A 20,946-nucleotide genomic window follows, 5' to 3' on the forward strand; every position below is an offset into this window, starting at 1 on the left:
GGCGTGACTATGGATGTGGACGACGAGTTGGCTCTGTACACGGACAAGAGGCCCTACCGCTGCGCGAACGGACACTGGCTGCTGCCCGGGCACATGATCGTCGCCACCAGGGGGTGCACCTGCAGTCGAGGTCGGCACACGACCTGGGAATGCGAGTGCGGCGATGTCACCTACTCGCCGAAGCTGCGCGAAGCCTGCGCACTGGGTTGACCCGGAAGCACGAAACAGCAGTCAGGGCAGGTGATCAGGCGGCTCCGCGACCGAGGATTCTGTTTCGCGTTACAGGTGAGGGTGCATAGCCTCGTTGGGCAAGGGCGCGGACGGTGCGCGCGAGGACGTCGCGGGGACGGTCCTCGTTGACCACTTTGTTTACGTGCCAACCGAGATCGTCGAGCAGTTCCGCTCGCCGGATGTCTTTCACGTATTGGCGTCGATCGAGGCGATGGTGTTCGCCGTCGTACTCGAGGCCGACCATCGGAGCCTCCCAACCCATATCCAGGTAGGCGACGAATTCGCCGTCGCTGACCCGGATCTGTGTACTCGGCCGCGGAAGGCCGGCCTTGATCAGGACGAGTCGCAACCAGGTTTCCTTTGGTGACTCCGCTCCGGCATCCATCAGGTCGATCGCCGAACGCGCGAGGTTGTTTCCTCGAGCTCCCGGGTAGCGGTCGACGAGATAAGTCAAGTCGTGCTTCGTTATTCGTGTTGCGCGAGCGAGATCGCCGAGGTGTGCCACGGCCGTCGTAGTCGGTAGGTGTCGCGCGAGATCGAAACCGGTGCGCGCCGCCGTCGCCACCCTCACACCGCGAATGACGGTCACTTCGTCGGGTGCGATCCGCTCGTTACGCGCAATGATGCCCGGCGGGTAGTGGTTGTTCCGCCAGAGCATCTCGATCGGTGAGGTCTCGCGAACCCACGTCGCGCCGTGCAGTGCTGCGGCGGCTCGGCCGGTGATGGTTGCCCGACGCTGGGACCACAGGAATGCCCCGACGGTCATCGCCGCCAATGTCTGTTCGCCGCCTTTGGCAATGTAGACATCCGGAAATATCGGCCGGTAGTTCCAGCGCAGTTGTCCGCGGGTGAGCGCGCCGCGGGCGATCGCTTCGCTGCCGACAGTCGGAGCTTCCATGGGCGCGATGATGCTGGTTGGTGATCAGCTGCGGCTCCAGGCAGAAGCCAGGGCTGTGGATAAGCGGCATCGACAGCCCTGGATTCTGTTTCGCGGGAGGGCGCTAGCGCCAGCTGGGTAGCCAGATCTCCATGTTCCAGGTGTTCTGCGAAATCGGCTGACCGGTCAGAATGGGGAACAGCCAGGCGAAGTTCGTCAAAACCATTGCGACGTAACAGGACACCGCGATCAGCCCGAGGCTGCGCCGCTCCGGTCCCTGATTGGGTTTGTAGAGGATGTCGCCGAGGATGAGGGCGATCGCCATCGCCAGAAACGGCGCCATGGTCGCCGCGTAGAAGAAGTACATCTGCCGATCGATGTCACCGAACCACGGCAGCCAACCCGCGCAGTACCCGACGAGCACCGCGGCGTAGCGCCAGTCGCGGCGCACCAGCATCCGCCAGCAGGCGTACAACAGCACGGGCACCGAAATCCACCACAGCGCCGGTGTGCCCACCAGCATCACCGCTTTGACGCACGACTGCGCACCGCAACCCGGCACGTTCTGCTGATCGATCGCATAGAGCACGGGCCGTAACGACATCGGCCAGGCCCACGGCTTGGATTCCCACGGGTGGTAGTTACCTGCGGAATTCGTCAACCCGGCGTGGAAGTGATACGCGTTCGCGGTGTAATGCCACAGCGAGCGGATGGCATCGGGCAGTGGGACATTCGAGTGTCTACCGATCGACTGACCTACCTCGTGGCGGTCGATCGCCGTCTCGGACGCGAACCACGGCGCATAGCTGGCCAGGTAGACCCCGAACGGAATCAGCAACAGCGCGTACGCCGTTGGGAACAGGTCGCGCCGTACCGTGCCCAGCCACGGCCGCAGCACCCGGTACTGCCTGCGGGCCGCCACGTCGAACGCCAACGACATCAACCCGAAGAACACGACGAAGTACAGCCCGGACCACTTTGTCCCGCAAGCCAATCCGAGAAGCACGCCCGCGCCGAACCGCCACCACCGCACGCCCAGCCGCGGTCCCCAGACCGTCTCGGCGATGCGATCCTCGGTGAAGGCCACATACATACGTTCGCGGACCTGGTCGCGGTCGACGATCAGGGCGCCGAACGCGGCAAGCACCAGGAACGCCAGGAAACCGTCGAGCAACGCGGTGCGGGCCACCACGAAGCTGACCCCGTCGGCGATCACCAGCAGTCCCGCGATCGCCCCGACAAGCGTCGAACGGCTGATCCGCCGCACGATCCGGACGACCAGCGCCACCATGATCGTGCCGAGGATCGCGCCGGTGAAGCGCCAACCCAGTCCGGTGTAGCCGAACAACGCCTCGCCGGTCGCGATCAACTGCTTGCCCACCGGCGGGTGCACGACCAGGCCGTAGCCGGGGTTGTCCTCCACTCCGTGGTTGTGCAGCATCTGCCAGGCCTGCGGCGCGTAGTGCTTCTCGTCGAAGATCGGTGTTCCGGCATCGGTGGGCGAACCCAGGTTCACCGTTCTGGTCAGCGCCGCCAGCGCCGTGATGACGCCGGTGACCACCCATCCTTCGAGCCGGTCCACCGGACCGAAATCGGGTGCGGGCACCAGGGGTCCGGGGCTGATCACCGGTGCTTCGTCATCGGCGACGACGTCGTCGGTCAAGGCGGTCATCAGAACTGATCGTAGGCTGTCGCCCATGACGACGTGCCGTCGACGATGCAGAGCGAAGCGATGAGGAGGAGCGGCACGTGAGCTCGGACCGTGCCGTCGACGATGCAGAGCGAAGCGATGAGGAGGAGCGGCACGTGAGCTCGGGCCGTGCCGTCGACGATGCAGAGCGAAGCGATGAGGAGGAGCGGCACGTGAGCTCGGGCCGACTGCTGCTGGGCGCCACCCCGCTGGGCCAGCCGTCCGATGCGTCGCCACGGCTGGTCGCGGCACTGGCCACCGCCGACATCGTTGCCGCCGAGGACACCCGCAGGTTGCGGATGCTGGCCAAGGCCCTCGACGTCGTGGTTGCCGGGAAGGTGGTCAGCCTCTTCGACCACAACGAGGCGGCCCGGGTGCCCGCTCTGATCGAGCAGCTCACCGCCGGGGCCACCGCTCTGGTGGTCAGCGATGCCGGAATGCCGTTGATCAGCGACCCGGGCCACCGGCTGGTGGCGGCGTGCGTGGAAGCCGGCATTCCGGTGCAGTGTCTGCCCGGACCGTCTGCGGTGACGACCGCGCTGGCCGTCTCGGGCCTGCCTTCGGAGCGGTTCTGTTTCGAGGGATTCGCGCCGCGCAAACAGGGCGCGCGCCGCAACTGGCTGTCGTCACTGGCAGCCGAGTCGCGCACGACGGTGTTCTTCGAATCGCCGCGCCGCCTGCACGCCTGCCTGCTCGACGCGGTCCAGCAGCTGGGCGGAGACCGGCGGGCCGCGGTCTGCCGCGAGCTGACCAAGGTGCACGAGGAAGTGCTGCGCGGGTCGCTGGACGAGCTGGCCACCTGGGCCGCCGACGGCGTGCTCGGCGAGATCACCGTGGTACTGGCCGGCGCGGTGTTGCAGGCTGACCTGCCCACGCTGGTGACCCAGGTGATCGCGCTGGCCGACGGCGGCATGGGCGTCAAAGACGCGTGCGCGCAGGTGATCTCGGCTACACCAGGTGCGACGTCACGGCGTGAGCTCTACGACGCGGTGTTGCGCGCCCGATGATCGGGGCGGCCTTGTGCAGGCACTCCTCCCATTCGGCATCGGGGTCGGAATCGGCGGTGATTCCGCCGCCGGAGCCCAGCACCGCGTTGCCGACCGCGTCGAACTCCACCGTGCGGATCGCGACGTTCAGTTCGCAGCCGGCTACCGGTGACGCCAATCCAACTGTGCCGCAGTATATTCCACGGCTGTTGTGCTCCCACTGCGAAATCAGCTCTCGGGCACGCAGTTTGGGTGTTCCGGTGATGGACGCCGGTGGAAAGGTCGCATCGAGCAGGGTCGCGGTGGGCAGCTGCACGGGAATCTGCGCCGACACCGTCGACACCAGATGCCACACGCCCGGCGCGGGCCTGACGACCAGCAGCTCGGGCACCGTGACCGAACCGGTGACCGCAACCCGCCCCAGGTCGTTGCGGACCAGGTCGACGATCATCACGTTCTCGGCGACGTCCTTGCTCGACGCCCGCAATGCCGACGGGGGAGCGTACAGCGGCAGCGTGCCCTTGATCGGGCTCGACGTCACCAGATCACCTCGGCGGCAGAGGAACAACTCCGGTGACAGCGACGCGACCGCGCCCCAGGGGCCGGCGACGTAGGCCGCCCGGGCCGGATCCGTGCGCGCGACGCCGTCGAGGAAGAAGTCCAGCGGGTCGCCGGCGATCGTGCCGGTGAACTGGGTGCACACGCAGGCCTGGTAGACCTCGCCGGCCCGGATGGCCTCCAGGCAGGCCAGCACTCCGGTGCGATGCGCCTGCTGGTCGGCGGCGTTCCAGTCGATCCGGTAGGCGCGCGCGGCGGTGAGGGAGGTCAGCGCCTCGGCCAGCCAGCCGGGCATCGGGGCGCCGGACAGGCTCTCGTACCACCACTGTCGGTCGCGGTCGCAGCGCAGCACGCAGTCCGTCCAACCGCCGGCGGCCTCGGGAACCCGGCCGGGCTGGCCCGCTGCACCCGGATCCGGGTAGGACAGGTAGCCGATCCAGCCCCCGCCGACCGTGGTGCTGTGCGAGCCGGGCCGGACGTCGAAGGCATCGGCCGGGTCGACGGGAAGAACCGGCAGGCTGGGCGCGATGACTGCCAGCGCGCCGAACCACTGCCCGGTCAGCGCGGCGGGCGGCGGCAGGTCGAACCGGCGGGTGGCGTCGCCGACGGCGCGAAGCACCTCGTGGGCGCTGCCCAGATCGCCGAGCCGGTCGATTCGCACGCCCCTAGCTTGGCAGAAATCTCAGCCGCGGCTGATTTTGCGTGCGGTCGTGACCGCGGCGAGCTTGTCCGGATTGCGCATGGCGTAGAAATTGCTGATCTTGCCGTCGACGATCTCGACGGTGAAGACGCCCTCCAACGTCTCGCCGTTGTAGAGCAGGACGGCGGGTGCGGAATTGCAGACCACCATCTCTGCGCGGACATCCGGCAGCTGCATGCCGCGGCTGATCAGCCCGACGATCGCCCGGGCCACCTTGTCGGCGCCGACCACCGGACGGCGGGCCGCGCTGGCCTTGCCGTTGCTGTCGGCGGTCCACACCACGTCGGGCGCCAGCATCGCCATCACCGCCTGCACGTCGCCGCCGGCCGCCGCCGCCATGAACTCCGCGGCGATCCGGGTGTTCTGCCCCGGGTCGGCCGGCGCGAAACGTTTGCGCCGCGCCTGCACATGTTCGCGGGCGCGGTGCGCGACCTGGCGTACCGCCGACTCCGATTTGCCGACCGCGGAAGCGATTTCGTCATAGTCGAAACCGAACGTCTCGCGCAGCACGAACACCGCCCGCTCGTCGGGACTCAAGGTCTCGAGGAGCACCAGCATAGCCATCGAAACCGATTCGGCCAGAACGACATCGGCCGAGGGATCCTGCTCGTCGAGCAGTAGTGGCTCGGGCAGCCAGGGGCCGACGTAGTCCTCCCGGCGCCGGGCACCCGCCCGCCGCGCATTGAGCGCCTGGCGAGTGACCAGCCGGGCCAGATAGGCCTTGGTGTCCTGCACACCGCTGAGGTCGACCTCGGCCCACCGCAGGTAGCTGTCCTGCAGCACGTCATCGGATTCGGTTGTCGAGCCCAGGATTTCGTAGGCGATGGTGAACAGTAGCGGCCGCAGCAGCATGAACCGTTCGGCGTGACCGTCGGAGGCGGTCACGCTGCCGTGACCGCCTCGGCCGCCGGACGGTGTGCCCGCTTGCTTCCCTTGAGCCACCGATACCAGCCGGGCTTGGCGGCCTCTTTGCGGATGCCCCACACCGTGCCCTTGCAGACCAGTTCCTTGATGGACGCGGCGATGCGGCCACCGATGAAGAGGTTGAGCGGTGTGTCGTCCAAGTGGGCGAGCTGGATCGTGGCGTGGCGGCGGCCGATGCTGATGCACTGACCCGTGAAGGCCTGGTCGACCGCGGCGGGCGGGGTGCCGGCGATGCGGCTGAGCACCGTGTTGGCGGCCTGCGCGCCCAGCGGGATCGCGGCCTGGCAGCTCATCCGCAACGGCTGGCCGGCCGGCGCCGCTGCGTCACCTGCCGCCACGATGCGGGGATCATCCACGCTGGTCAGTGTCTCATCGGTGACCAGCCGGCCCAAGGTGTCGGTGTGCAGGCCGCTACGGGCGGCCAATTCCGGCACCCCGAAGCCCGCCGTCCACACCGTCAGCGCGCTCGGCAGCACCGAGCCGTCGGTGAGCACCACCGCGTCGGCGCGGACCTCGGCGACGGTCGCGGTCTCGCGCACGTCCACGCCGAACCGGCGCAACCACTTGGCCACCGAGCGCCGGCCCGGCCGGCTCAGTGACGGGCCCAGCGTCCCGCCACAGACCAGGTGCACCCGACGGCCCTGCTCGGCCAGCTCGGATGCCGTTTCGATGCCGGTCAAACCGGCGCCGACGACGGTCACCGGCGCGGCCGGATGCAGCTCGCCGAGCGCGCCGCGGAGTCGTTCGGCCTGCTCGAGTTCGGCTATCGGGTAGGCGAATTCAACGGCTCCGGGCACTGCGGCCGGCACGACGCCGGTGCTGCCGACCGCGTAGATCAGGTAGTCGTAGTTCAGCGTCGCGCCGGAGGACAGCTCGACGGTGCCCTCGGCGGTGTCGATCCGTTCGGCGTTGTCGATCACCAGTCGGACGCCCTCGCCGAGCATGGTTCCGTAATCCACGGCCGCGCCGCCGCTGCCGGCGGCCAACTCATGAAGCCGGATCCGCTCGACGAACACCGGCCGCGGGTTCACCACGGTGATGGAATCGATGCCCGGATTGAGCCGCAGACGGTTGGCGGCCAACGTGCCGGCGTATCCGCCGCCGATCACGACGATGTGAGTGCTCTGGGCGGTCATGGTCTTCTCCTGTCTGAAGGGGATGTGCTGCCCTCAAGACACCGCCACCCCCACCGCTGTGACAGCGTGTGACCAGGCTCACTTCGTCGCGCAGACCTCCGCGACCAGGATGTCGAGGCGGGCGGCGTGGAACTCGGGGCGCAACCGGCCGCCGCGGTCGAGCGTGATGAGCCCGTGCAGCGCGGCCCACACCACCTCGGTCAGGGTGTCGCGGTCGCGGTCGCCGGCGACCGCTTCGACCGCGGCGCGCAGCTCCGCGAAGGCCGCGCTCAGTTCCTTCGGGGTGTCTTCGGCGGCGAACGCCAGCGTGCTGGCCCGGACGAACATGGCGTCGAACAGCGCCGGATTGTCGCGGGCAAACCCGGTGAATGCCTTGGCAACCCGGGCCAGCGCGGCGCGGCCGTCGGTGACGTGGGCGCGGGCGGCGGACAGCGCGTCGCGCAGCTCGCCGAAGCCCTCGACCGCGACCGCCGCCACGATGCCGTCCATACCGGCGAAATGCTTGTAGAGCACCGGCTGGCTGTATTCGATCTCGGCCGACAACCGGCGGGTGGTGACCGCATCCCAGCCCTCTGCCTCGGCCAGTCTGCGCGCCGTGGTGGTGATCAACTGCCGTCGCGCGGCACGTTCGCGCTCGCGGCGATCCTCGATGGCCATCGACTCATGGTAGCTGCGCTATCAATTCTAGCGGTGCTATTGACGCAGTGAGTCGTGGAGGTTAGCGTTGCTAACACCTAATCGAGGAGGACCCATGGCCGCCGAACTGGTCGCAGTGATCGCGGTGCTGAGCGCCGCGGTGGTCTACGGCACCGACGTGTTCTGCGCTGCCGTGCAACGGCCGGCGCTCGCTGAGGTCGACGACGCGGTTCTGCTCGCGGTGATGGGCAACATCCATCGTTACGGTGACACGCGGATGCCGGTGCCGGGCGTGCTCGGTCTGGTCGCGGCGGCCACCAGCACCGCGCTTTTCGCGATGTCGGGTCGCTGGACGCAGGCCGGGGCGGCCGGCGGTGCGGTCGGTCTGCTCGTGGTGTGGCTGGTGATCTACCTGCGGGTGAGCGCCCCGATCAATCGCCAACTGACCGCTGCGGTGGACCGTTCCGAGACGATCGCGAATGTTCGCGCGCTGCAACAAAAGTGGGACGCTGTCATCAACGTGAGGGCAGCCCTGCAAGGACTGGCGGTCGCATCCCTGTGTGCGACGCTGCTGATGTGAAAGGTTGAAACATGGTCAACAATGTCGCGAGACTCCTCATGCGGGCGGCCCCGCTGTTCAACGCGCCCGTCGCGGCGATCGCCGCTTCGCCCCGGTTCGGAAAGCTGCTGCGGCGCAACGTCACGATGATCAGCTACACCGGACGACGGTCGGGACGGACGTTCAGCATCCCGGTGGCCTACCGTCGTCGCGGCGACGAGGTCGAGGTCGGCGCAAACCTGCCCGACGCCAAAACCTGGTGGCGCAATTTCGTCGGCGAAGGCGGTCCCGTGACCCTGACGCTGGACGGGACCGAACGCGCGGGGCACGCCGTTGCCCACCGCGACGCCGACGGCCGGGTGACGATTCGTATTCGCCTGTCGCGCTAGCGAACTCACTCGGCCTGATAGCGCGGGAAGACCCCGCTCGGTGCCGGCAGCGCCGTGCCGGGCCGCAACCGTGTGCCGATCGAGTCGAAGCCGCGCTGCTCGGGTGACTGGCCGAGCAGGTCGAGCAGCTTGGCGGCCGAATCCGGCATCACCGGCTGAACCAGCAGCGCTGCGATGCGCACCGCCTCACAGGTCGTGTAGAGCACCGTCGCGAAACGCGCGTGGTCGGCCTCGGCGTCGCTCTTGCGCAGTACCCACGGCTCCTGCGCCGAGAAGTACCGGTTAGCCGCACCGAGCATCAGCCAGATCGCCTCCAGCGCGAGATGCATGGCCTGGTTGTCGAATTCGGCGCGCACCTTGGCCAGCAGGCCGTCGGCGAGGGCGAGCAATTCGTTGTCGTCAGCGCTGAACTCCGCGGGTGTCGGCACCACGCCGTCGAGGTTCTTGGCGATCATCGACAGCGACCGCTGGGCCAGGTTGCCCAGCTCGTTGGCCAGGTCGGCGTTGATCCGGCTGACGATCGCGTCCTCGCTGTAGCTGCCGTCCTGGCCGAAAGGCACCTCGCGCAGCAGGAAGTACCGCACCTGGTCCACCCCGAAGGTGTCGACCAAAGTGTTCGGATCGACGATGTTGCCGACCGACTTGCTCATCTTCTCGCCCTTGTTGAGCAGGAATCCGTGCGCGAAAACCCGGCGCGGCAACGGGATTCCCGCCGACATCAGAAATGCCGGCCAGTAGACGGTGTGGAACCGGATGATGTCCTTGCCGATCATGTGCAGATCGGCCGGCCAATAGCGTTGGAACAGTTCCGATTCGGTGTCGGGAAAGCCGACGCCGGTCAGATAGTTCGTCAGCGCGTCGACCCAGACGTACATGACGTGGTCGGGATGGTCGGGCACCTTCACGCCCCAGTCGAATGACGTGCGCGAGATGGACAGGTCGCGCAGACCGCCCGAGACGAAGCTGACCACCTCGTTGCGCCGCACCTCCGGAGCGATGAAGTCGGGGTGGGCGTCATAGTGCGCCAACAACTTCTCGGTATAGGCGGACAGCCGGAAGAAAAAGGTCTGTTCCTCGGTCCAGGTCACCGGGGTGCCGGTCTCGACGGCGATCCGGGCGCCGTCGACGAGGGCGGTCTCCGACTCGACGAAGAAGCGCTCGTCGCGCACCGAGTACCAGCCCGAGTAGCTGTCCAGATAGATGTCGCCGGCGGCGGCCATCCGGCGCCAGATCTCCTTGGACGCCTCGTGGTGGTCGGCGTCGGTGGTGCGGATGAACCGGTCGAAGGAGATGTTGAGCTTCGTCTGGAGGCGCTGGAACACATCGGAGTTTCGCCGGGCCAGGTCGGCGGTCGGAATGCCCTGCGCCGCGGCCGTCTCGACCATCTTGAGGCCGTGCTCGTCGGTTCCGGTGAGGAAGCGGACGTCGAAGCCGTCGAGGCGTTTGAACCGGGCGATCGCGTCGGTGGCGATGTACTCGTAGGCATGCCCGACGTGCGGGTCACCGTTGGGGTACGTGATCGCGGTGGTGACGTAGTACGGCTTCATCGCCTCATACCTTATTTGCCGGGCAACTTATGGTGTGCGCGTGAGTTCCAAACGTCCGCCGCCGCCCGCCCCGCCGCGGCTGGGTCCGTTGATCGACGCGCACACCCACCTGGATGCCTGCGGCGCGACGGATGCTGATGACGTGCGGGCGATCGTGGACCGCGCGGCGGCGGTCGGGGTGACGGCGGTGGTCACCATCGCCGACGACCTGGCGGCGGCGCGCTGGGCAACCCAGGCCGCTGATTGGGACGCCCGGGTTTACGCCGCGGTGGCGCTGCATCCCACCCGCGCGGACGCGTTGACCGAGGACGCCCGCGCCGAGATCGAGCGGCTGGCCGCCCACCCACGGGTGGTGGCGGTCGGGGAGACCGGCATGGACCTGTTCTGGCCCGGGAAGCTCGACGGTTGCGCCGACCCGGCCGTGCAGCGGGAGGCATTCGCCTGGCACATCGACCTGGCCAAGCGAACCGGGAAACCGCTGATGATCCACAACCGCGACGCCGACGCCGACGTGCTCGACGTGCTGCGGGCCGAGGGAGCCCCGGAAACCGTGATCTTCCACTGTTTTTCGTCGGGCGCGGAACTGGCGCGGGCCTGCGCCGACGCCGGCTGGATGGTCAGCCTGTCCGGGACGGTGAGCTTCAAGAACGCCCACGCGCTGCGCGAAGCCGTCCCGCTGGTGCCGACCGGGCAGCTCCTGGTCGAGACCGACGCGCCGTTTCTGACCCCCCACCCGTACCGCGGCGCGCCCAACGAGCCGTACTGCCTGCCCTACACCGCGCGGGCGCTGGCCGAGTTGATCGGACGGCCCGCCGAGGACGTGGCCGAGATCACTACGGACAACGCGCGGCGCGCCTACCGGCTGGCACCCGAGGGTTAAAACTCGGTTAATGTGACCGGGGTCGAGTTGCCGTCCCCTTGGCTATTCGTTACCTTCCTGTTATCGAAACGGTGGGGGCCCCAGAGGCCCCCTTTTATCTGTCACTCATGTGGTCGAGGTCGGGATACACGCGCGTTGAATGTAATTACGAAACTCCATCAGGCTCCTTCCCCGGCTCTGCGCTATCTCGTCGCGGGCCTTCTGCTGGTCTTGGCCTTCGCCGGCGCCTTCGCGGTCGCCGACTACAAGACCGTGACGCTGAGTGTCGACGGCACCGCGATGAACGTGACCACGATGAAGTCGCGGGTGATCGACATCATCAAGGAGAACGGGTTCACCGTCACCGACCGTGACGACCTGTACCCCGCTGCCGGTGAGAAAGTCCCGAACGCGGCCAACATCGTGTTGCGGCGCAGCCGTCCGCTGCAGATCTCGCTGGACGGCCAGAACACCAAGCAGGTGTGGACCACAGCCTCGACCGTCGACGAGGCGCTCGCCCAGCTGGCCATGACCGACACCGCGCCGGCCGCGGCGTCGCGCGGCAGTCGTGTCCCGCTGGCTGGCATGTCCCTGCCCGTCGTCAGTGCCAAGACCGTCGAGCTCGACGACGGCGGCGCGGTGCGCAATGTCCATCTGGCTGCCGCCCGGGTCGGCGAACTGCTGGCCAACCTCGGCGTGCCGCTGGAGCAGAGCGACCACGTGACGCCCGTCGCCGCGGCGCCGGTGATCGACGGCATGCACATCCAGGTGATCCGCAACCGGATCGAAAAGATCACCGAGCGGGTGCCGCTGGACCCGCCGCGGCGGCGAATCGAAGACCCGCAGATGAACATGAGCAAAGAGATCGTCGAGGACAAAGGCGCCGCCGGCAGTCAGGACATGACCTACGCGGTGTCCAAGGTCAACGGCATCGAGACCGGTCGCCTGCCGGTGGCCAGCCACGTCATCACGCCCGCCCGCGACGCGGTCGTCCGCGTCGGCACCAAGCCGGGCACCGAGGTGCCGAACGTCGGCAACGGCCAGATCTGGGATGCCATTTCACGTTGTGAGGCCGGCGGCAACTGGGCGATCAACACCGGGAACGGGTACTACGGCGGGGTGCAGTTCGACCAGAGCACATGGGAGCGCAACGGCGGCCTGCGGTTCGCCCCGCGAGCAGACATGGCGTCGCGCGAAGAGCAGATCGCCGTCGCCGAGGTGACCCGCGCCCGTCAGGGCTGGGGAGCCTGGCCGGTCTGCAGCGGAAGAGCTGGTGCGCGCTGACCATCCAGTTGCTTGGGCGCACCGAAATCCGGCGGTTGGCCAAGGAACTCGATTTCCGGCCGCGTAAATCGCTGGGGCAGAACTTCGTTCACGATGCCAACACCGTGCGCCGGATAGTGACGGCATCTGGCGTCAACCGTGACGACCACGTCCTGGAAGTCGGCCCCGGGCTCGGCTCGCTCACTCTGGCGCTGCTGGACCGGGGTTGCGCGGTCAGCGCCGTCGAGATCGACCCCGTGCTTGCCGAGCGACTGCCGCAGACGGTGTCCGAGCACGCGAACAGTGAGGTCCAGCGGCTGACCGTGCTCAACCGCGACGTGCTGACCATCGGCCCCGACGATCTCGACTCCCCGCCGACAGCGGTCGTGGCGAACCTCCCGTACAACGTGGCGGTGCCCGCGATCCTGCATCTGCTCGGTGAATTCCCAACGCTGCGAACGGTAATGGTGATGGTGCAGGCCGAAGTCGCCGAGCGGCTGGCTGCCGAACCGGGCGGCAAGGAGTACGGCGTCCCGAGCGTCAAGGTCCGGTTTCACGGTGAGGTCCGCCGGCACGGCACGGTGTCGCCGACGGTGTTCTGGCCGATCCCGCGGGTCTACTCCGGGCTGGTGCGCATCGACCGCCACCCCAACCCGCCCTGGCCGACCGATGCCAAGTTCCGGCAGAACGTCTTCAAGCTGATCGACACCGCATTCGCGCAGCGGCGCAAGACATCTCGCAATGCCTTCATCGAGTGGGCCGGTTCGGGCAACGAGTCGGCCAGTCGGTTGCTCGCCGCCAGCATCGACCCGTCCCGCCGGGGTGAGACCTTGACCGTCGACGAATTCGTCCGGCTCTACCAGCGCTCGGGCGAGGTCGGCGACGCCGCTCCCCGCGGCCAAGTCCAGCGGCACGCGTCGGCCAGTTGATCCGCGGGCGATAGTCTCGTTCGGTGCCGACGGATCCGAGCACCGCAGCTCGATGGGTGCCCACTGGTTCGGTGACGGTCCGTACGCCCGGCAAGATCAACCTGTATCTGGCCGTCGGGGACTTGCTGGACACCGGCTATCACGAGCTGACGACGGTATTCCACGCCGTCTCGCTGGTCGACGAGGTCACGGTGCGCAACGCCGACGTGCTGTCGCTGGAGATCACCGGCGAGGGTGCCGACCAGCTGCCCCTCGACGAACGCAATCTGGCCTGGCAGGCCGCCGAGCTGATGGCCGAGCACGTCGGCCGGGCGCCCGATGTGGCGATCCTGATCGACAAGAGCATCCCGGTCGCCGGCGGCATGGGGGGTGGCAGCGCGGACGCGGCGGGCGTGCTGGTGGCGCTGAACTCGTTGTGGGACCTCGGACTGCCCCGTCGCGACCTGCACCCGCTGGCCGCGGAGCTGGGCAGCGACGTGCCTTTCGCCCTGCACGGCGGTACCGCGCTGGGCACCGGACGTGGCGAGGAGCTCGCTACGGTGTTGACCCGCAACATATTTCACTGGGTGCTCGCGTTCGCCGAGGGTGGGCTGTCCACCCCGAAAGTCTTCCGCGAACTGGACAATCTGCGTAGCAGAGAGTCAGTCGGCGCGCCGCCCCGCCTGGGCGACGCGGGACCGGTGCTGGCCGCCCTGGCGGCCGGTGACCCACAGGAGCTGGCTCCGCTGCTCGGCAACGAACTCCAGGTGGCGGCGCTGAGCCTGAAGTCGCCATTGCGCCGGGTGCTGCGCGCCGGTGTCGAGGCCGGCGCGCTGGCCGGCCTGGTTTCGGGATCCGGACCGACCTGCGCGTTCCTGTGCAGGTCAGCGTCGTCGGCGGTAGACGTGGGCACCGAACTCACCGGCGCCGGGGTGTGCCGCACCGTGCGCGTCGCCAGCGGTCCGGTACATGGGGCCCGATTGGTGCCCACGCCGGCTGCCGGCGGGTAGATCTCACAGAAAATTCCGCGCCACGGTTTGGCACTTCTTTAAGAGGAGTTTAAGATACTCGACGGTGACGATTTCCGGTCGAGCTAAGAGCCTGGTTTCCCCGCCCGCCATCACGACCGGCGGGCGTGCCGGCAACGACGGCGGCCGGTTGCGGGCGGTTATCGCATCGCAGGCGATTCGAGACCAAATCGCTGCTCAATTGTGGGCGCGCGGCTATCCCAATGTGTGCGTGAGCAGGAGCAACATTGAAGGCCGGGCGATGGCGCCGGAACCGAGGAGGCAATCGTGAGCAGGTTTACCGAGAACATGTTCCGCAATGCTCACGAGAGTTCGCGGGGCATGGTCACCGGCGAGCCGCACGAGCCCGTCCGGCACACCTGGCTCGAAGTGCACGAACGGGCCCGCCGCATCGCCGGCGGGCTGGCCGCCGCGGGAATCGGCCCCGGTGACGCCGTGGGCGTGCTGGCCGGGTTCCCGGTGGAGATCGCGCCGACCGCGCAGGCCCTGTGGATGCGTGGCGCCAGCCTGACGATGCTGCACCAGCCCACCCCGCGCACCGACCTCGCCGTCTGGGCCGAGGACACCATGAACGTCATCGCGATGATCGAGGCAAGCGCCGTCATCGTCTCCGAGCCCTTCCTGGTCGCCATCCCGGTGCTCGAGGAAAAGGGCATCAAGGTCCTCAAGATCGGCGACCTGCTCGAGGGCGAGCCGGTCGACCCGGTCGACACCGACGAAGACGACCTGGCGCTGATGCAGCTGACCTCGGGTTCGACCGGTTCCCCCAAGGCCGTCCAGATCACCCACCGCAACATCTACTCCAATGCCGAAGCCATGTTCATCGGCGCCGAGTACGACGTCGACAAGGACGTCATGGTCAGCTGGCTGCCCTGCTTCCACGACATGGGCATGGTCGGGTTCCTCACCATCCCGATGTACTTCGGCGCCGAGCTGGTCAAGGTCACGCCGATGGACTTCCTGCGCGACACCCTGCTGTGGGCCAAGCTGATCGACAAGTACAAGGGCACCATGACCGCGGCGCCGAACTTCGCCTACGCGCTGTTCGCCAAGCGGCTGCGTAAGCAGGCCGAGCCGGGTCAGTACGACCTGTCCACGCTGCGCTTCGCGCTGTCCGGCGCCGAGCCGGTCGACCCGGCCGACGTCGAGGACCTGCTCGATGCCGGCAAGCCGTTCGGTCTCAAGCCGTCGGCGATCCTGCCCGCCTACGGCATGGCGGAGACGACGCTGGCGGTGTCGTTCTCCGAGTGCAACGCCGGGCTGGTGGTCGACGAGGTCGACGCCGATCTGTTGGCCGCGCTGCGGCGCGCGGTGCCCGCCGCCAAGGGGAACACCCGGCGGCTGGCCTCACTCGGTCCGCTGCTCAAGGATCTCGAGGCCCGCGTCGTCGACGAGAACGGCAACGTGATGCCCCCGCGCGGTGTCGGCGTCATCGAGCTGCGTGGCGAATGCGTGACGCCCGGCTACATCACCATGGGCGGGTTCCTGCCCGCGCAGGACGAGCACGGCTGGTACGACACCGGTGACCTCGGCTACCTGATGGAGAACGGCCACGTCGTGGTGTGCGGACGGGTCAAGGACGTCATCATCATGGCCGGGCGCAACATCTACCCGACCGACATCGAGCGTGCCGCGGGCCGCGTCGAGGGGGTCCGCATCGGCTGCGCCGTCGCGGTCCGGCTGGACGCCGGCCACTCGCGCGAAACCTTTGCCGTCGCAGTGGAATCCAACGCCTACGACGACCCGGCCGAGGTGCGTCGCATCGAGCACCAGGTCGCGCACGAGGTCGTCACCGAGGTCGACGTGCGGCCGCGCAACGTGGTCGTGCTCGGACCCGGGACCATCCCCAAGACCTCGTCGGGCAAGCTGCGCCGGGCGAACTCGGTGACCCTGGTTACCTAGCCGACGACGATGCGCGCGTTGTATGCGCGATGAGGAGTCGGCTACATCGACGTAGTCACCGATTGCTTCTGCTCATAGAGCCGGGCCCATTCCTTGCGCGGCCTGATCGACACGTCGACGTCGGATCCTTTGGCGCGCAGCGCTTTCACCGTTGCCTCCGCGCGCGGAGTGCGGGCGAACGGGTCCCATCCGAAGAAGTTGCACGCGTTGCGCCAGGTGATCTTGTTGACGTCCTCGTCGTCGGCGCCGGCCGAGCGTAGTTCGGCCATCACCTGCTCGGGGGCGTCCGGCCAGAAGCAGTCCGAGTGTGGGTAGTCGCACTCCCAGGCGATGATGTCGATGCCGATCTCGTGCCGCAGTTTCAGCGACGTCTTGTCGGTGACGTAGCAGGCCAGCGAGTGCTCACGGAACACGTCGCTGGGTAGCTTGTCGCCGAAGTCGCGGCGCAGCCACTTCTGGTTGGTGTAGTGCCGGTCGCTGCGGTCCAGATAGAAAGGGATCCAACCGATTCCGCCCTCTGAGAAGGCGAACTTCAGGTCGGGGTACTTACGCATCGCCGGGCCCCACAACAGGTCCTGCGCGCACATCGCCGAGACCTGGGTGGCCAGGATGATCAGGTTGTCGATCGGAGCATTGGGCGCCATGCTGATCGCGCCGAACCCGGTGCCGATGTGCAGGCACATCACCACGTTCTGCTCGGTCAGGGTGCGAAACACCGGGCCCCAATAGTCGTCGTCGTGATAGCTCGGAAGCCCTTCCAGGTGGGGCAGTTCCGGCATGGTCACCGCGCGACAGCCCTTGGCGGCCACCCGGCGGATTTCGGCGCACATCCCGTCCGGGGTCCAGGTCGGAAGGATGGCGATGGGGATGAAACGGTCGGGATAGGAACCGGCCCATTCGTCGATGTGCCAGTCGTTGTAGGCCGACACCATCACCAAGGTGATGTCTTCGCGGGTCATGTTGAGGTGGCGCGCCGAGAAGCCGGTGAAGGTCGGAAAGCACATCGAGGCCAGGATCCCGTTGCGGTTCATATCGCGGACCCGTTCATGGACGTCGTAGACGCCGGGTCGCATCTCGGCGAAGCCGGCCGGGTCACGACCCCACTCCTCGGCCGGCCAGGACACCACGGCGTTGAGGCCGCTGACGCCCTGCGGCCTGCCCTGATACATCCACTGATCGACGCCTTTGTCATCGGTGACGACGATCGGGGCTTCGGCCTTGTACTTCTGCGGTACATGGCGCAGGAACATGTCCGGTGGCTCCACCACGTGGTCGTCGATGCTCACCAGGATGAGGTCGTCGGTAGTCATTGCATCCATGGCTTTACTTATTACCCTGGACACCGATGACCGTCTCCGCATCTTCGGCCAACCTTTTGCCTGAAACGGCCAGCCTGGTCGAGCTGCGCCGGGGTGGGCGGGCCCGGGCCGGCAGTTACCTCTACCAGGGCAGCCAGCTGGTGACCGGCTGGCACTCCCACGACCTGCATCAGATCCAGTACGCGATCGGCGGTGTCGTGGAGGTCGAGACGGCCAGTGCGCACTATCTGCTGCCGCCGCAACAGGCCGCCTGGATACCGGTCGGTCTGGAACACCAGGCCACCATGACCCCAGACGTTCGCAGCGTGGCGGTGATGTTCGATCCTGCTTTGCTGCCCGCCCTGGACGTTCACGAGAGCCGGGCCCGCATCGTGGTGGTGTCACCGCTGATCCGCCAGATGATGATCTACGCGCTGCGCTGGCCGATCGGCCGCCCGGACAGCGACCCGGTGTCCGACGGGTTCTTCCAGACCCTCGGTCACCTGGTGTTCGAGGCGCTCGACCACGAGGCGCCGCTGAGCCTGCCGACCGCCGACAATCCGACCGTGGCCGCGGCCATGCAGTACACCAAGGCGCACCTGGCATCCGTGACCGCAGGCGAGGTGAGTCGCGCCGTCGCGGTCTCCGAGCGAACGCTGCGTCGCCAGTTCGACGACGCCGTCGGCATGTCGTGGCGGACGTACCTGCTGCACGCCCGCATGTTGCGCGCGATGGCGTTGCTGGTCAGCCCGGGGGAGTCGGTCCAAAAGGTAGCCAGCGCAGTGGGTTTCGACAGCCTGAGCGCCTTCACCCGAGCCTTCACCCGGTTCTGCGGCGAACCGCCGACGAGCTACCGGCAGCGGACCGCGCCCGACTTCACGTGATCGGGAACCACGTCTCGGCGACGTGGGCGATCTCGATGTAGAGCGGGAGGCCGATGGTGACGTTGTAGGAGAACGTCAGCCCGAGCGATGCGGCCAGTGGCAATGTCGGGCTCGCCTCGGGTATCGCCAGTCGCTGCACCGCGGGCACCGCGATATATGACGCCGCCGCGCACAGCACCGCGAACAAGACATACGTTCCCGGCTCGAACTCCTGATGGATCAGGTACGCGTAGCCGTGTGCAACGACAATGCCCAGTGGCGCAAATATATTCGGCACCAGCAACCCGAAGGCGATGAATCCCTTACCCGCGGTCCTCAGGTCGCGCAGTTTGCGGGCAGCCGTCATGCCCATCTCGAGCAGAAACAGGCAGAGCGCTCCCTGGAAGGCCGAGATGAAGAAGACGTCGTCGTCGTGGGTGACCTTGTGCCCCTGCAGTCCGCTGATGAAGCCGATCACGATGCCGCCGAAGAGCAGCAACAACCCCGGGTTGAGGAAGACCTCCCGTAGCAATTGCAGGGATAACACGGGCTTCTTCTTGCCGGTGTCCGCGGCGGTGTCCCCGGCTGCGGGTTCTGCCGGCACCGAGAAGTCGTGCCGCTGGCCGATTTTGACCTCGTGCTCGGGATGGAGCTGCTGTCCGGGGGGTGGTTGCGTGGCGGCGGCGAGCGTCGACTCCGCCAGGGCCACGTAGCCGCGCTCGCCCGGCATGTTGCCGTCGGCGTCCATCCCCCGCTGCCGCAGCCGCGCCACCAGGAAGAGCGCCACCAGGCAGCCCGGAACCTCCATGACCGCGAGCATCACCGGCATGTAGGCGTCGAACGCCACGCCCGCGCTGACCAGAATCCCGACCGCGGTGGCGAAGGTGCCGGCCGAGTCCGAGCCGTAATAGCCTGCGACCGTGGCCTTGTCGATTCTGCGCAGCGACGTGAACCGGGTCAACAGCAGGTAGGCGATCATGCCGATGGCAAGGTTCAACACAAAGCCGACGATCATGAAACCGACGATCTGACCGATGCTCGAGGCGTGGATCTCGGCGAGCTCTTCGCCGCCGTGCCACCCGATCGCGAGCAGCAGGTACATCGTCAGGCCCTGGTAGATCACGTCGGGGAATTCGAAATCCACTTTCAGCAACGGAAGGAGGAAGCCGAAGTAGAAGAACAACAACAGCGGTTTGAACAGGTTGTGCCCGACGTTGCTGAGGAACTCATGAAGCAACACAGTCAGCCCCCTCACCGAAGCCGGCCGCGGAGTTCACCACGCGTGCACCCGATTCTGGGCCGGCTCCAGACCGAGTTCGATCAGTAACTCGGTGGCGTCGGCCGCTTGCTCACAGACCGTCGGCACCTCGGGGCGCTCGGCGGCACTGAAGGCCTCCAGCACGAAGGCGGCCGGGTCCTTGCGTCCGGGCGGGCGTCCGATCCCGATCCGAACCCGCTGGAAGTCCTTGGTGCCCAGCGCGTTTGCGACCGACCGCAATCCGTTGTGGCCACCCTCGCCGCCGCCGAGCTTCAGCCTGATCTGGCCGAACTCGATGTCGAGCTCGTCGTGGATGATCACCACGTCACCAGCCGGCACCGAATAGAACTTCGCCAGCGGACCGACCTGCCGGCCGGACTCGTTCATGAAGCAGCGCGGCTTGGCCAGCACCACCGAACGACCGCCGAGCCGACCGGTGGCGATCTCCGCGCCGGAACGCTTGTGCACCTTGAAGTTCGAGCCCAGCCGGGCGGCGAGCCGGTCGGCAACCATGAACCCCAGGTTGTGCCGCGTCTGGGCATAGTTCGGTCCGGGGTTGCCCAGACCCACCACCAGTTGTGGGCCGGCCACGAGTTAGTCGGATTCGGACTCGGCTTCGGAGGCTTCACCCTCGGCGTCGCCGTCGGCATCCTCTTCGGCCGGCTGTTCGCCCTCGACGGCCTCGCCGGCGCCTTCGCTCTCCAGGTCTTCTTCGGTCGGCGCCACCACCACGTTGACGACCAGGCTCTCCGGGTCGGCGATCAGGCTCACGCCGGACGGCAGTTCGATCTGGCCGGCGGTGAACTGGGTGCCGGGCTCGGCGCCCTCGATCGAGACCGTCAGCGACTGGGGGATCGACAGCGCGTCGGCCTCGATCAGGATGGTGCTGGCCTCCTGGGTGACCAGGGTGCCGGGGACGGGGTCACCCACGATCTCGACATTGACGTCGACGGTCACCTTCTCGCCGCGGCGGACCACCAGGAGGTCGGCGTGGGTGATGGAGCGACGGATCGGGTGGATGTCGAGCGCCTTGGTCAGCGCCAGCTGCTCGGTGCCCTCGATGTCGAGCGTCAGCACCGCGTTGGTGCCGGCGTGTCGAAGCACCGCGGCGAAGTCGCGGCCGGGCAGCGCCAGGTGTTGCGGGTCGGTGCCGTGGCCGTAGAGGACGGCCGGAACCCAGCCGTCGCGCCGGGCCCGGCGGGACGCGCCTTTGCCGGTCTCGGTCCGTACCTGGACGGCGAGTTTGTTCGCGGTGTTAGCCATTTGATGTCGCTCCTGTGTGAGATACCGGGGCACGGCCAGGAGTCGCGACGAATGTCGGTCCCCGTCGATAA

The 20,946-nt window shown here is 67.6% G+C and carries 22 protein-coding genes; 11 read left to right on the forward strand and 11 right to left on the reverse strand.

Annotation, left to right across the window (positions count from 1 at the left end; genetic code table 11):
* Nucleotides 1–3 precede the first annotated feature (3 nt).
* The gene (locus CYU59_RS22230) at nucleotides 4–210 is read left to right on the forward strand and encodes a hypothetical protein (RefSeq protein WP_293002767.1); all 207 of its coding nucleotides are present in this window, start codon (nucleotides 4–6) and stop codon (nucleotides 208–210) included.
* A 34-nt stretch (nucleotides 211–244) separates the two neighbouring features.
* Here CYU59_RS22230 and CYU59_RS22235 read toward each other — a convergent pair whose 3' ends face one another.
* Both CYU59_RS22235 and CYU59_RS22240 read right to left on the reverse strand, forming a co-directional pair.
* Nucleotides 245–1,129 carry a hypothetical protein gene (locus CYU59_RS22235; RefSeq protein WP_293002769.1) on the reverse strand — a complete coding sequence of 295 codons (885 nt, stop codon included), beginning with the start codon at nucleotides 1,127–1,129 and terminating at the stop codon, nucleotides 245–247.
* Nucleotides 1,130–1,232: 103 nt separating this feature from the next.
* The gene (locus CYU59_RS22240; protein ID WP_293002771.1) at nucleotides 1,233–2,780 is read right to left on the reverse strand and encodes a dolichyl-phosphate-mannose--protein mannosyltransferase; all 1,548 of its coding nucleotides are present in this window, start codon (nucleotides 2,778–2,780) and stop codon (nucleotides 1,233–1,235) included.
* Between the two features lie 191 nt (nucleotides 2,781–2,971).
* Between CYU59_RS22240 and rsmI the strand changes: the two genes are divergently transcribed.
* The gene (gene rsmI / locus CYU59_RS22245) at nucleotides 2,972–3,805 is read left to right on the forward strand and encodes a 16S rRNA (cytidine(1402)-2'-O)-methyltransferase (protein ID WP_293002825.1); all 834 of its coding nucleotides are present in this window, start codon (nucleotides 2,972–2,974) and stop codon (nucleotides 3,803–3,805) included.
* Here rsmI and CYU59_RS22250 read toward each other — a convergent pair.
* The 4 genes from CYU59_RS22250 to CYU59_RS22265 all read right to left on the reverse strand — a co-directional run bounded on the left by CYU59_RS22250 (nucleotide 3,747) and on the right by CYU59_RS22265 (nucleotide 7,759).
* The gene (locus CYU59_RS22250) at nucleotides 3,747–5,003 is read right to left on the reverse strand and encodes an aminodeoxychorismate synthase component I (protein WP_293002773.1); all 1,257 of its coding nucleotides are present in this window, start codon (nucleotides 5,001–5,003) and stop codon (nucleotides 3,747–3,749) included. The genes rsmI and CYU59_RS22250 overlap by 59 nt on opposite strands.
* A 21-nt stretch (nucleotides 5,004–5,024) precedes the next feature.
* On the reverse strand, nucleotides 5,025–5,927 hold the full coding sequence (locus CYU59_RS22255) for an RNA polymerase sigma-70 factor (RefSeq protein ID WP_293002775.1): 903 nt from the start codon (nucleotides 5,925–5,927) through the stop codon (nucleotides 5,025–5,027).
* Nucleotides 5,924–7,102 (reverse strand): FAD-dependent oxidoreductase, encoded by a 1,179-nt coding sequence (locus CYU59_RS22260; RefSeq protein WP_293002777.1) that lies wholly within the window; start codon nucleotides 7,100–7,102, stop codon nucleotides 5,924–5,926. The genes CYU59_RS22255 and CYU59_RS22260 overlap by 4 nt, the downstream gene beginning before the upstream one ends.
* A 78-nt stretch (nucleotides 7,103–7,180) precedes the next feature.
* On the reverse strand, nucleotides 7,181–7,759 hold the full coding sequence (locus CYU59_RS22265; RefSeq protein WP_293002779.1) for a TetR/AcrR family transcriptional regulator: 579 nt from the start codon (nucleotides 7,757–7,759) through the stop codon (nucleotides 7,181–7,183).
* Nucleotides 7,760–7,853: 94 nt separating this feature from the next.
* Here CYU59_RS22265 and CYU59_RS22270 point away from each other — a divergent pair, with 94 nt between their 5' ends.
* Entirely contained in the window at nucleotides 7,854–8,318 is a 465-nt protein-coding gene (locus tag CYU59_RS22270; RefSeq protein ID WP_293002781.1) for a DUF1772 domain-containing protein, read from the forward strand.
* Nucleotides 8,319–8,329: 11 nt separating this feature from the next.
* Complete coding sequence (locus CYU59_RS22275; protein ID WP_293002783.1) at nucleotides 8,330–8,686, forward strand: hypothetical protein; 357 nt, start codon at nucleotides 8,330–8,332, stop codon at nucleotides 8,684–8,686.
* 5 nt (nucleotides 8,687–8,691) lie between these two features.
* Here the strand turns inward: CYU59_RS22275 and metG are convergent, their stop codons facing one another.
* Entirely contained in the window at nucleotides 8,692–10,233 is a 1,542-nt protein-coding gene (gene metG, locus CYU59_RS22280) for a methionine--tRNA ligase (protein ID WP_293002785.1), read from the reverse strand.
* 34 nt (nucleotides 10,234–10,267) lie between these two features.
* On the opposite strand from metG, the gene CYU59_RS22285 reads away from it, so the two are divergent.
* The 6 genes from CYU59_RS22285 to CYU59_RS22310 all read left to right on the forward strand — a co-directional run bounded on the left by CYU59_RS22285 (nucleotide 10,268) and on the right by CYU59_RS22310 (nucleotide 16,193).
* Nucleotides 10,268–11,113 carry a TatD family hydrolase gene (locus tag CYU59_RS22285; protein WP_293002787.1) on the forward strand — a complete coding sequence of 282 codons (846 nt, stop codon included), beginning with the start codon at nucleotides 10,268–10,270 and terminating at the stop codon, nucleotides 11,111–11,113.
* Nucleotides 11,114–11,248: 135 nt separating this feature from the next.
* Nucleotides 11,249–12,376 (forward strand): resuscitation-promoting factor, encoded by a 1,128-nt coding sequence (locus tag CYU59_RS22290; RefSeq protein WP_293002789.1) that lies wholly within the window; start codon nucleotides 11,249–11,251, stop codon nucleotides 12,374–12,376.
* Complete coding sequence (gene rsmA, locus CYU59_RS22295; RefSeq protein WP_293002827.1) at nucleotides 12,340–13,284, forward strand: 16S rRNA (adenine(1518)-N(6)/adenine(1519)-N(6))-dimethyltransferase RsmA; 945 nt, start codon at nucleotides 12,340–12,342, stop codon at nucleotides 13,282–13,284. The genes CYU59_RS22290 and rsmA overlap by 37 nt, the downstream gene beginning before the upstream one ends.
* A 23-nt stretch (nucleotides 13,285–13,307) precedes the next feature.
* Entirely contained in the window at nucleotides 13,308–14,273 is a 966-nt protein-coding gene (locus CYU59_RS22300) for a 4-(cytidine 5'-diphospho)-2-C-methyl-D-erythritol kinase (protein WP_293002791.1), read from the forward strand.
* A 64-nt stretch (nucleotides 14,274–14,337) separates the two neighbouring features.
* Entirely contained in the window at nucleotides 14,338–14,562 is a 225-nt protein-coding gene (locus tag CYU59_RS22305; protein WP_293002793.1) for a hypothetical protein, read from the forward strand.
* Nucleotides 14,559–16,193 carry a fatty acyl-AMP ligase gene (locus tag CYU59_RS22310; RefSeq protein WP_293002795.1) on the forward strand — a complete coding sequence of 545 codons (1,635 nt, stop codon included), beginning with the start codon at nucleotides 14,559–14,561 and terminating at the stop codon, nucleotides 16,191–16,193. Before CYU59_RS22305 ends, CYU59_RS22310 begins: the two co-directional genes overlap by 4 nt.
* 41 nt (nucleotides 16,194–16,234) lie before the next feature.
* Here the strand turns inward: CYU59_RS22310 and CYU59_RS22315 are convergent, their stop codons facing one another.
* Nucleotides 16,235–17,503 (reverse strand): amidohydrolase family protein, encoded by a 1,269-nt coding sequence (locus tag CYU59_RS22315; RefSeq protein ID WP_293002829.1) that lies wholly within the window; start codon nucleotides 17,501–17,503, stop codon nucleotides 16,235–16,237.
* A 35-nt stretch (nucleotides 17,504–17,538) separates the two neighbouring features.
* On the opposite strand from CYU59_RS22315, the gene CYU59_RS22320 reads away from it, so the two are divergent.
* Nucleotides 17,539–18,375 (forward strand): helix-turn-helix transcriptional regulator, encoded by an 837-nt coding sequence (locus tag CYU59_RS22320; protein ID WP_293002797.1) that lies wholly within the window; start codon nucleotides 17,539–17,541, stop codon nucleotides 18,373–18,375.
* Here the strand turns inward: CYU59_RS22320 and CYU59_RS22325 are convergent.
* Genes CYU59_RS22325 through CYU59_RS22335 form a run of 3 tightly spaced genes read right to left on the reverse strand, consistent with a single transcriptional unit; the run spans nucleotide 18,368 to nucleotide 20,875 of the window.
* Nucleotides 18,368–19,591 (reverse strand): sodium-dependent bicarbonate transport family permease, encoded by a 1,224-nt coding sequence (locus CYU59_RS22325; RefSeq protein WP_293002831.1) that lies wholly within the window; start codon nucleotides 19,589–19,591, stop codon nucleotides 18,368–18,370. The genes CYU59_RS22320 and CYU59_RS22325 overlap by 8 nt on opposite strands.
* Before the next feature lie 36 nt (nucleotides 19,592–19,627).
* A complete protein-coding gene (pth, locus tag CYU59_RS22330) occupies nucleotides 19,628–20,203 on the reverse strand; it encodes an aminoacyl-tRNA hydrolase (protein WP_293002799.1) in 576 nt (191 codons plus the stop codon).
* Nucleotides 20,204–20,206: 3 nt separating this feature from the next.
* The gene (locus CYU59_RS22335) at nucleotides 20,207–20,875 is read right to left on the reverse strand and encodes a 50S ribosomal protein L25/general stress protein Ctc (protein WP_293002801.1); all 669 of its coding nucleotides are present in this window, start codon (nucleotides 20,873–20,875) and stop codon (nucleotides 20,207–20,209) included.
* Between the last annotated feature and the right edge of the window lie 71 nt (nucleotides 20,876–20,946).

Source organism: Mycobacterium sp., from assembly GCF_002863225.1.
GTDB lineage: Bacteria > Actinomycetota > Actinomycetes > Mycobacteriales > Mycobacteriaceae > Mycobacterium.

Coding starts and splice junctions, on each gene's coding strand:
- CYU59_RS22235 (WP_293002769.1), bottom strand. CDS start 1,129: ATGGAAGCTCCGACTGTCGGCAGCGAAGCGATCGCCCGCGGCGCGCTC.
- CYU59_RS22240 (WP_293002771.1), bottom strand. CDS start 2,780: ATGACCGCCTTGACCGACGACGTCGTCGCCGATGACGAAGCACCGGTG.
- CYU59_RS22260 (WP_293002777.1), bottom strand. CDS start 7,102: ATGACCGCCCAGAGCACTCACATCGTCGTGATCGGCGGCGGATACGCC.
- CYU59_RS22265 (WP_293002779.1), bottom strand. CDS start 7,759: ATGGCCATCGAGGATCGCCGCGAGCGCGAACGTGCCGCGCGACGGCAG.
- CYU59_RS22270 (WP_293002781.1), top strand. CDS start 7,854: ATGGCCGCCGAACTGGTCGCAGTGATCGCGGTGCTGAGCGCCGCGGTG.
- CYU59_RS22275 (WP_293002783.1), top strand. CDS start 8,330: ATGGTCAACAATGTCGCGAGACTCCTCATGCGGGCGGCCCCGCTGTTC.
- metG (WP_293002785.1), bottom strand. CDS start 10,233: ATGAAGCCGTACTACGTCACCACCGCGATCACGTACCCCAACGGTGAC.
- CYU59_RS22315 (WP_293002829.1), bottom strand. CDS start 17,503: ATGACTACCGACGACCTCATCCTGGTGAGCATCGACGACCACGTGGTG.
- CYU59_RS22320 (WP_293002797.1), top strand. CDS start 17,539: ATGACCGTCTCCGCATCTTCGGCCAACCTTTTGCCTGAAACGGCCAGC.
- CYU59_RS22335 (WP_293002801.1), bottom strand. CDS start 20,875: ATGGCTAACACCGCGAACAAACTCGCCGTCCAGGTACGGACCGAGACC.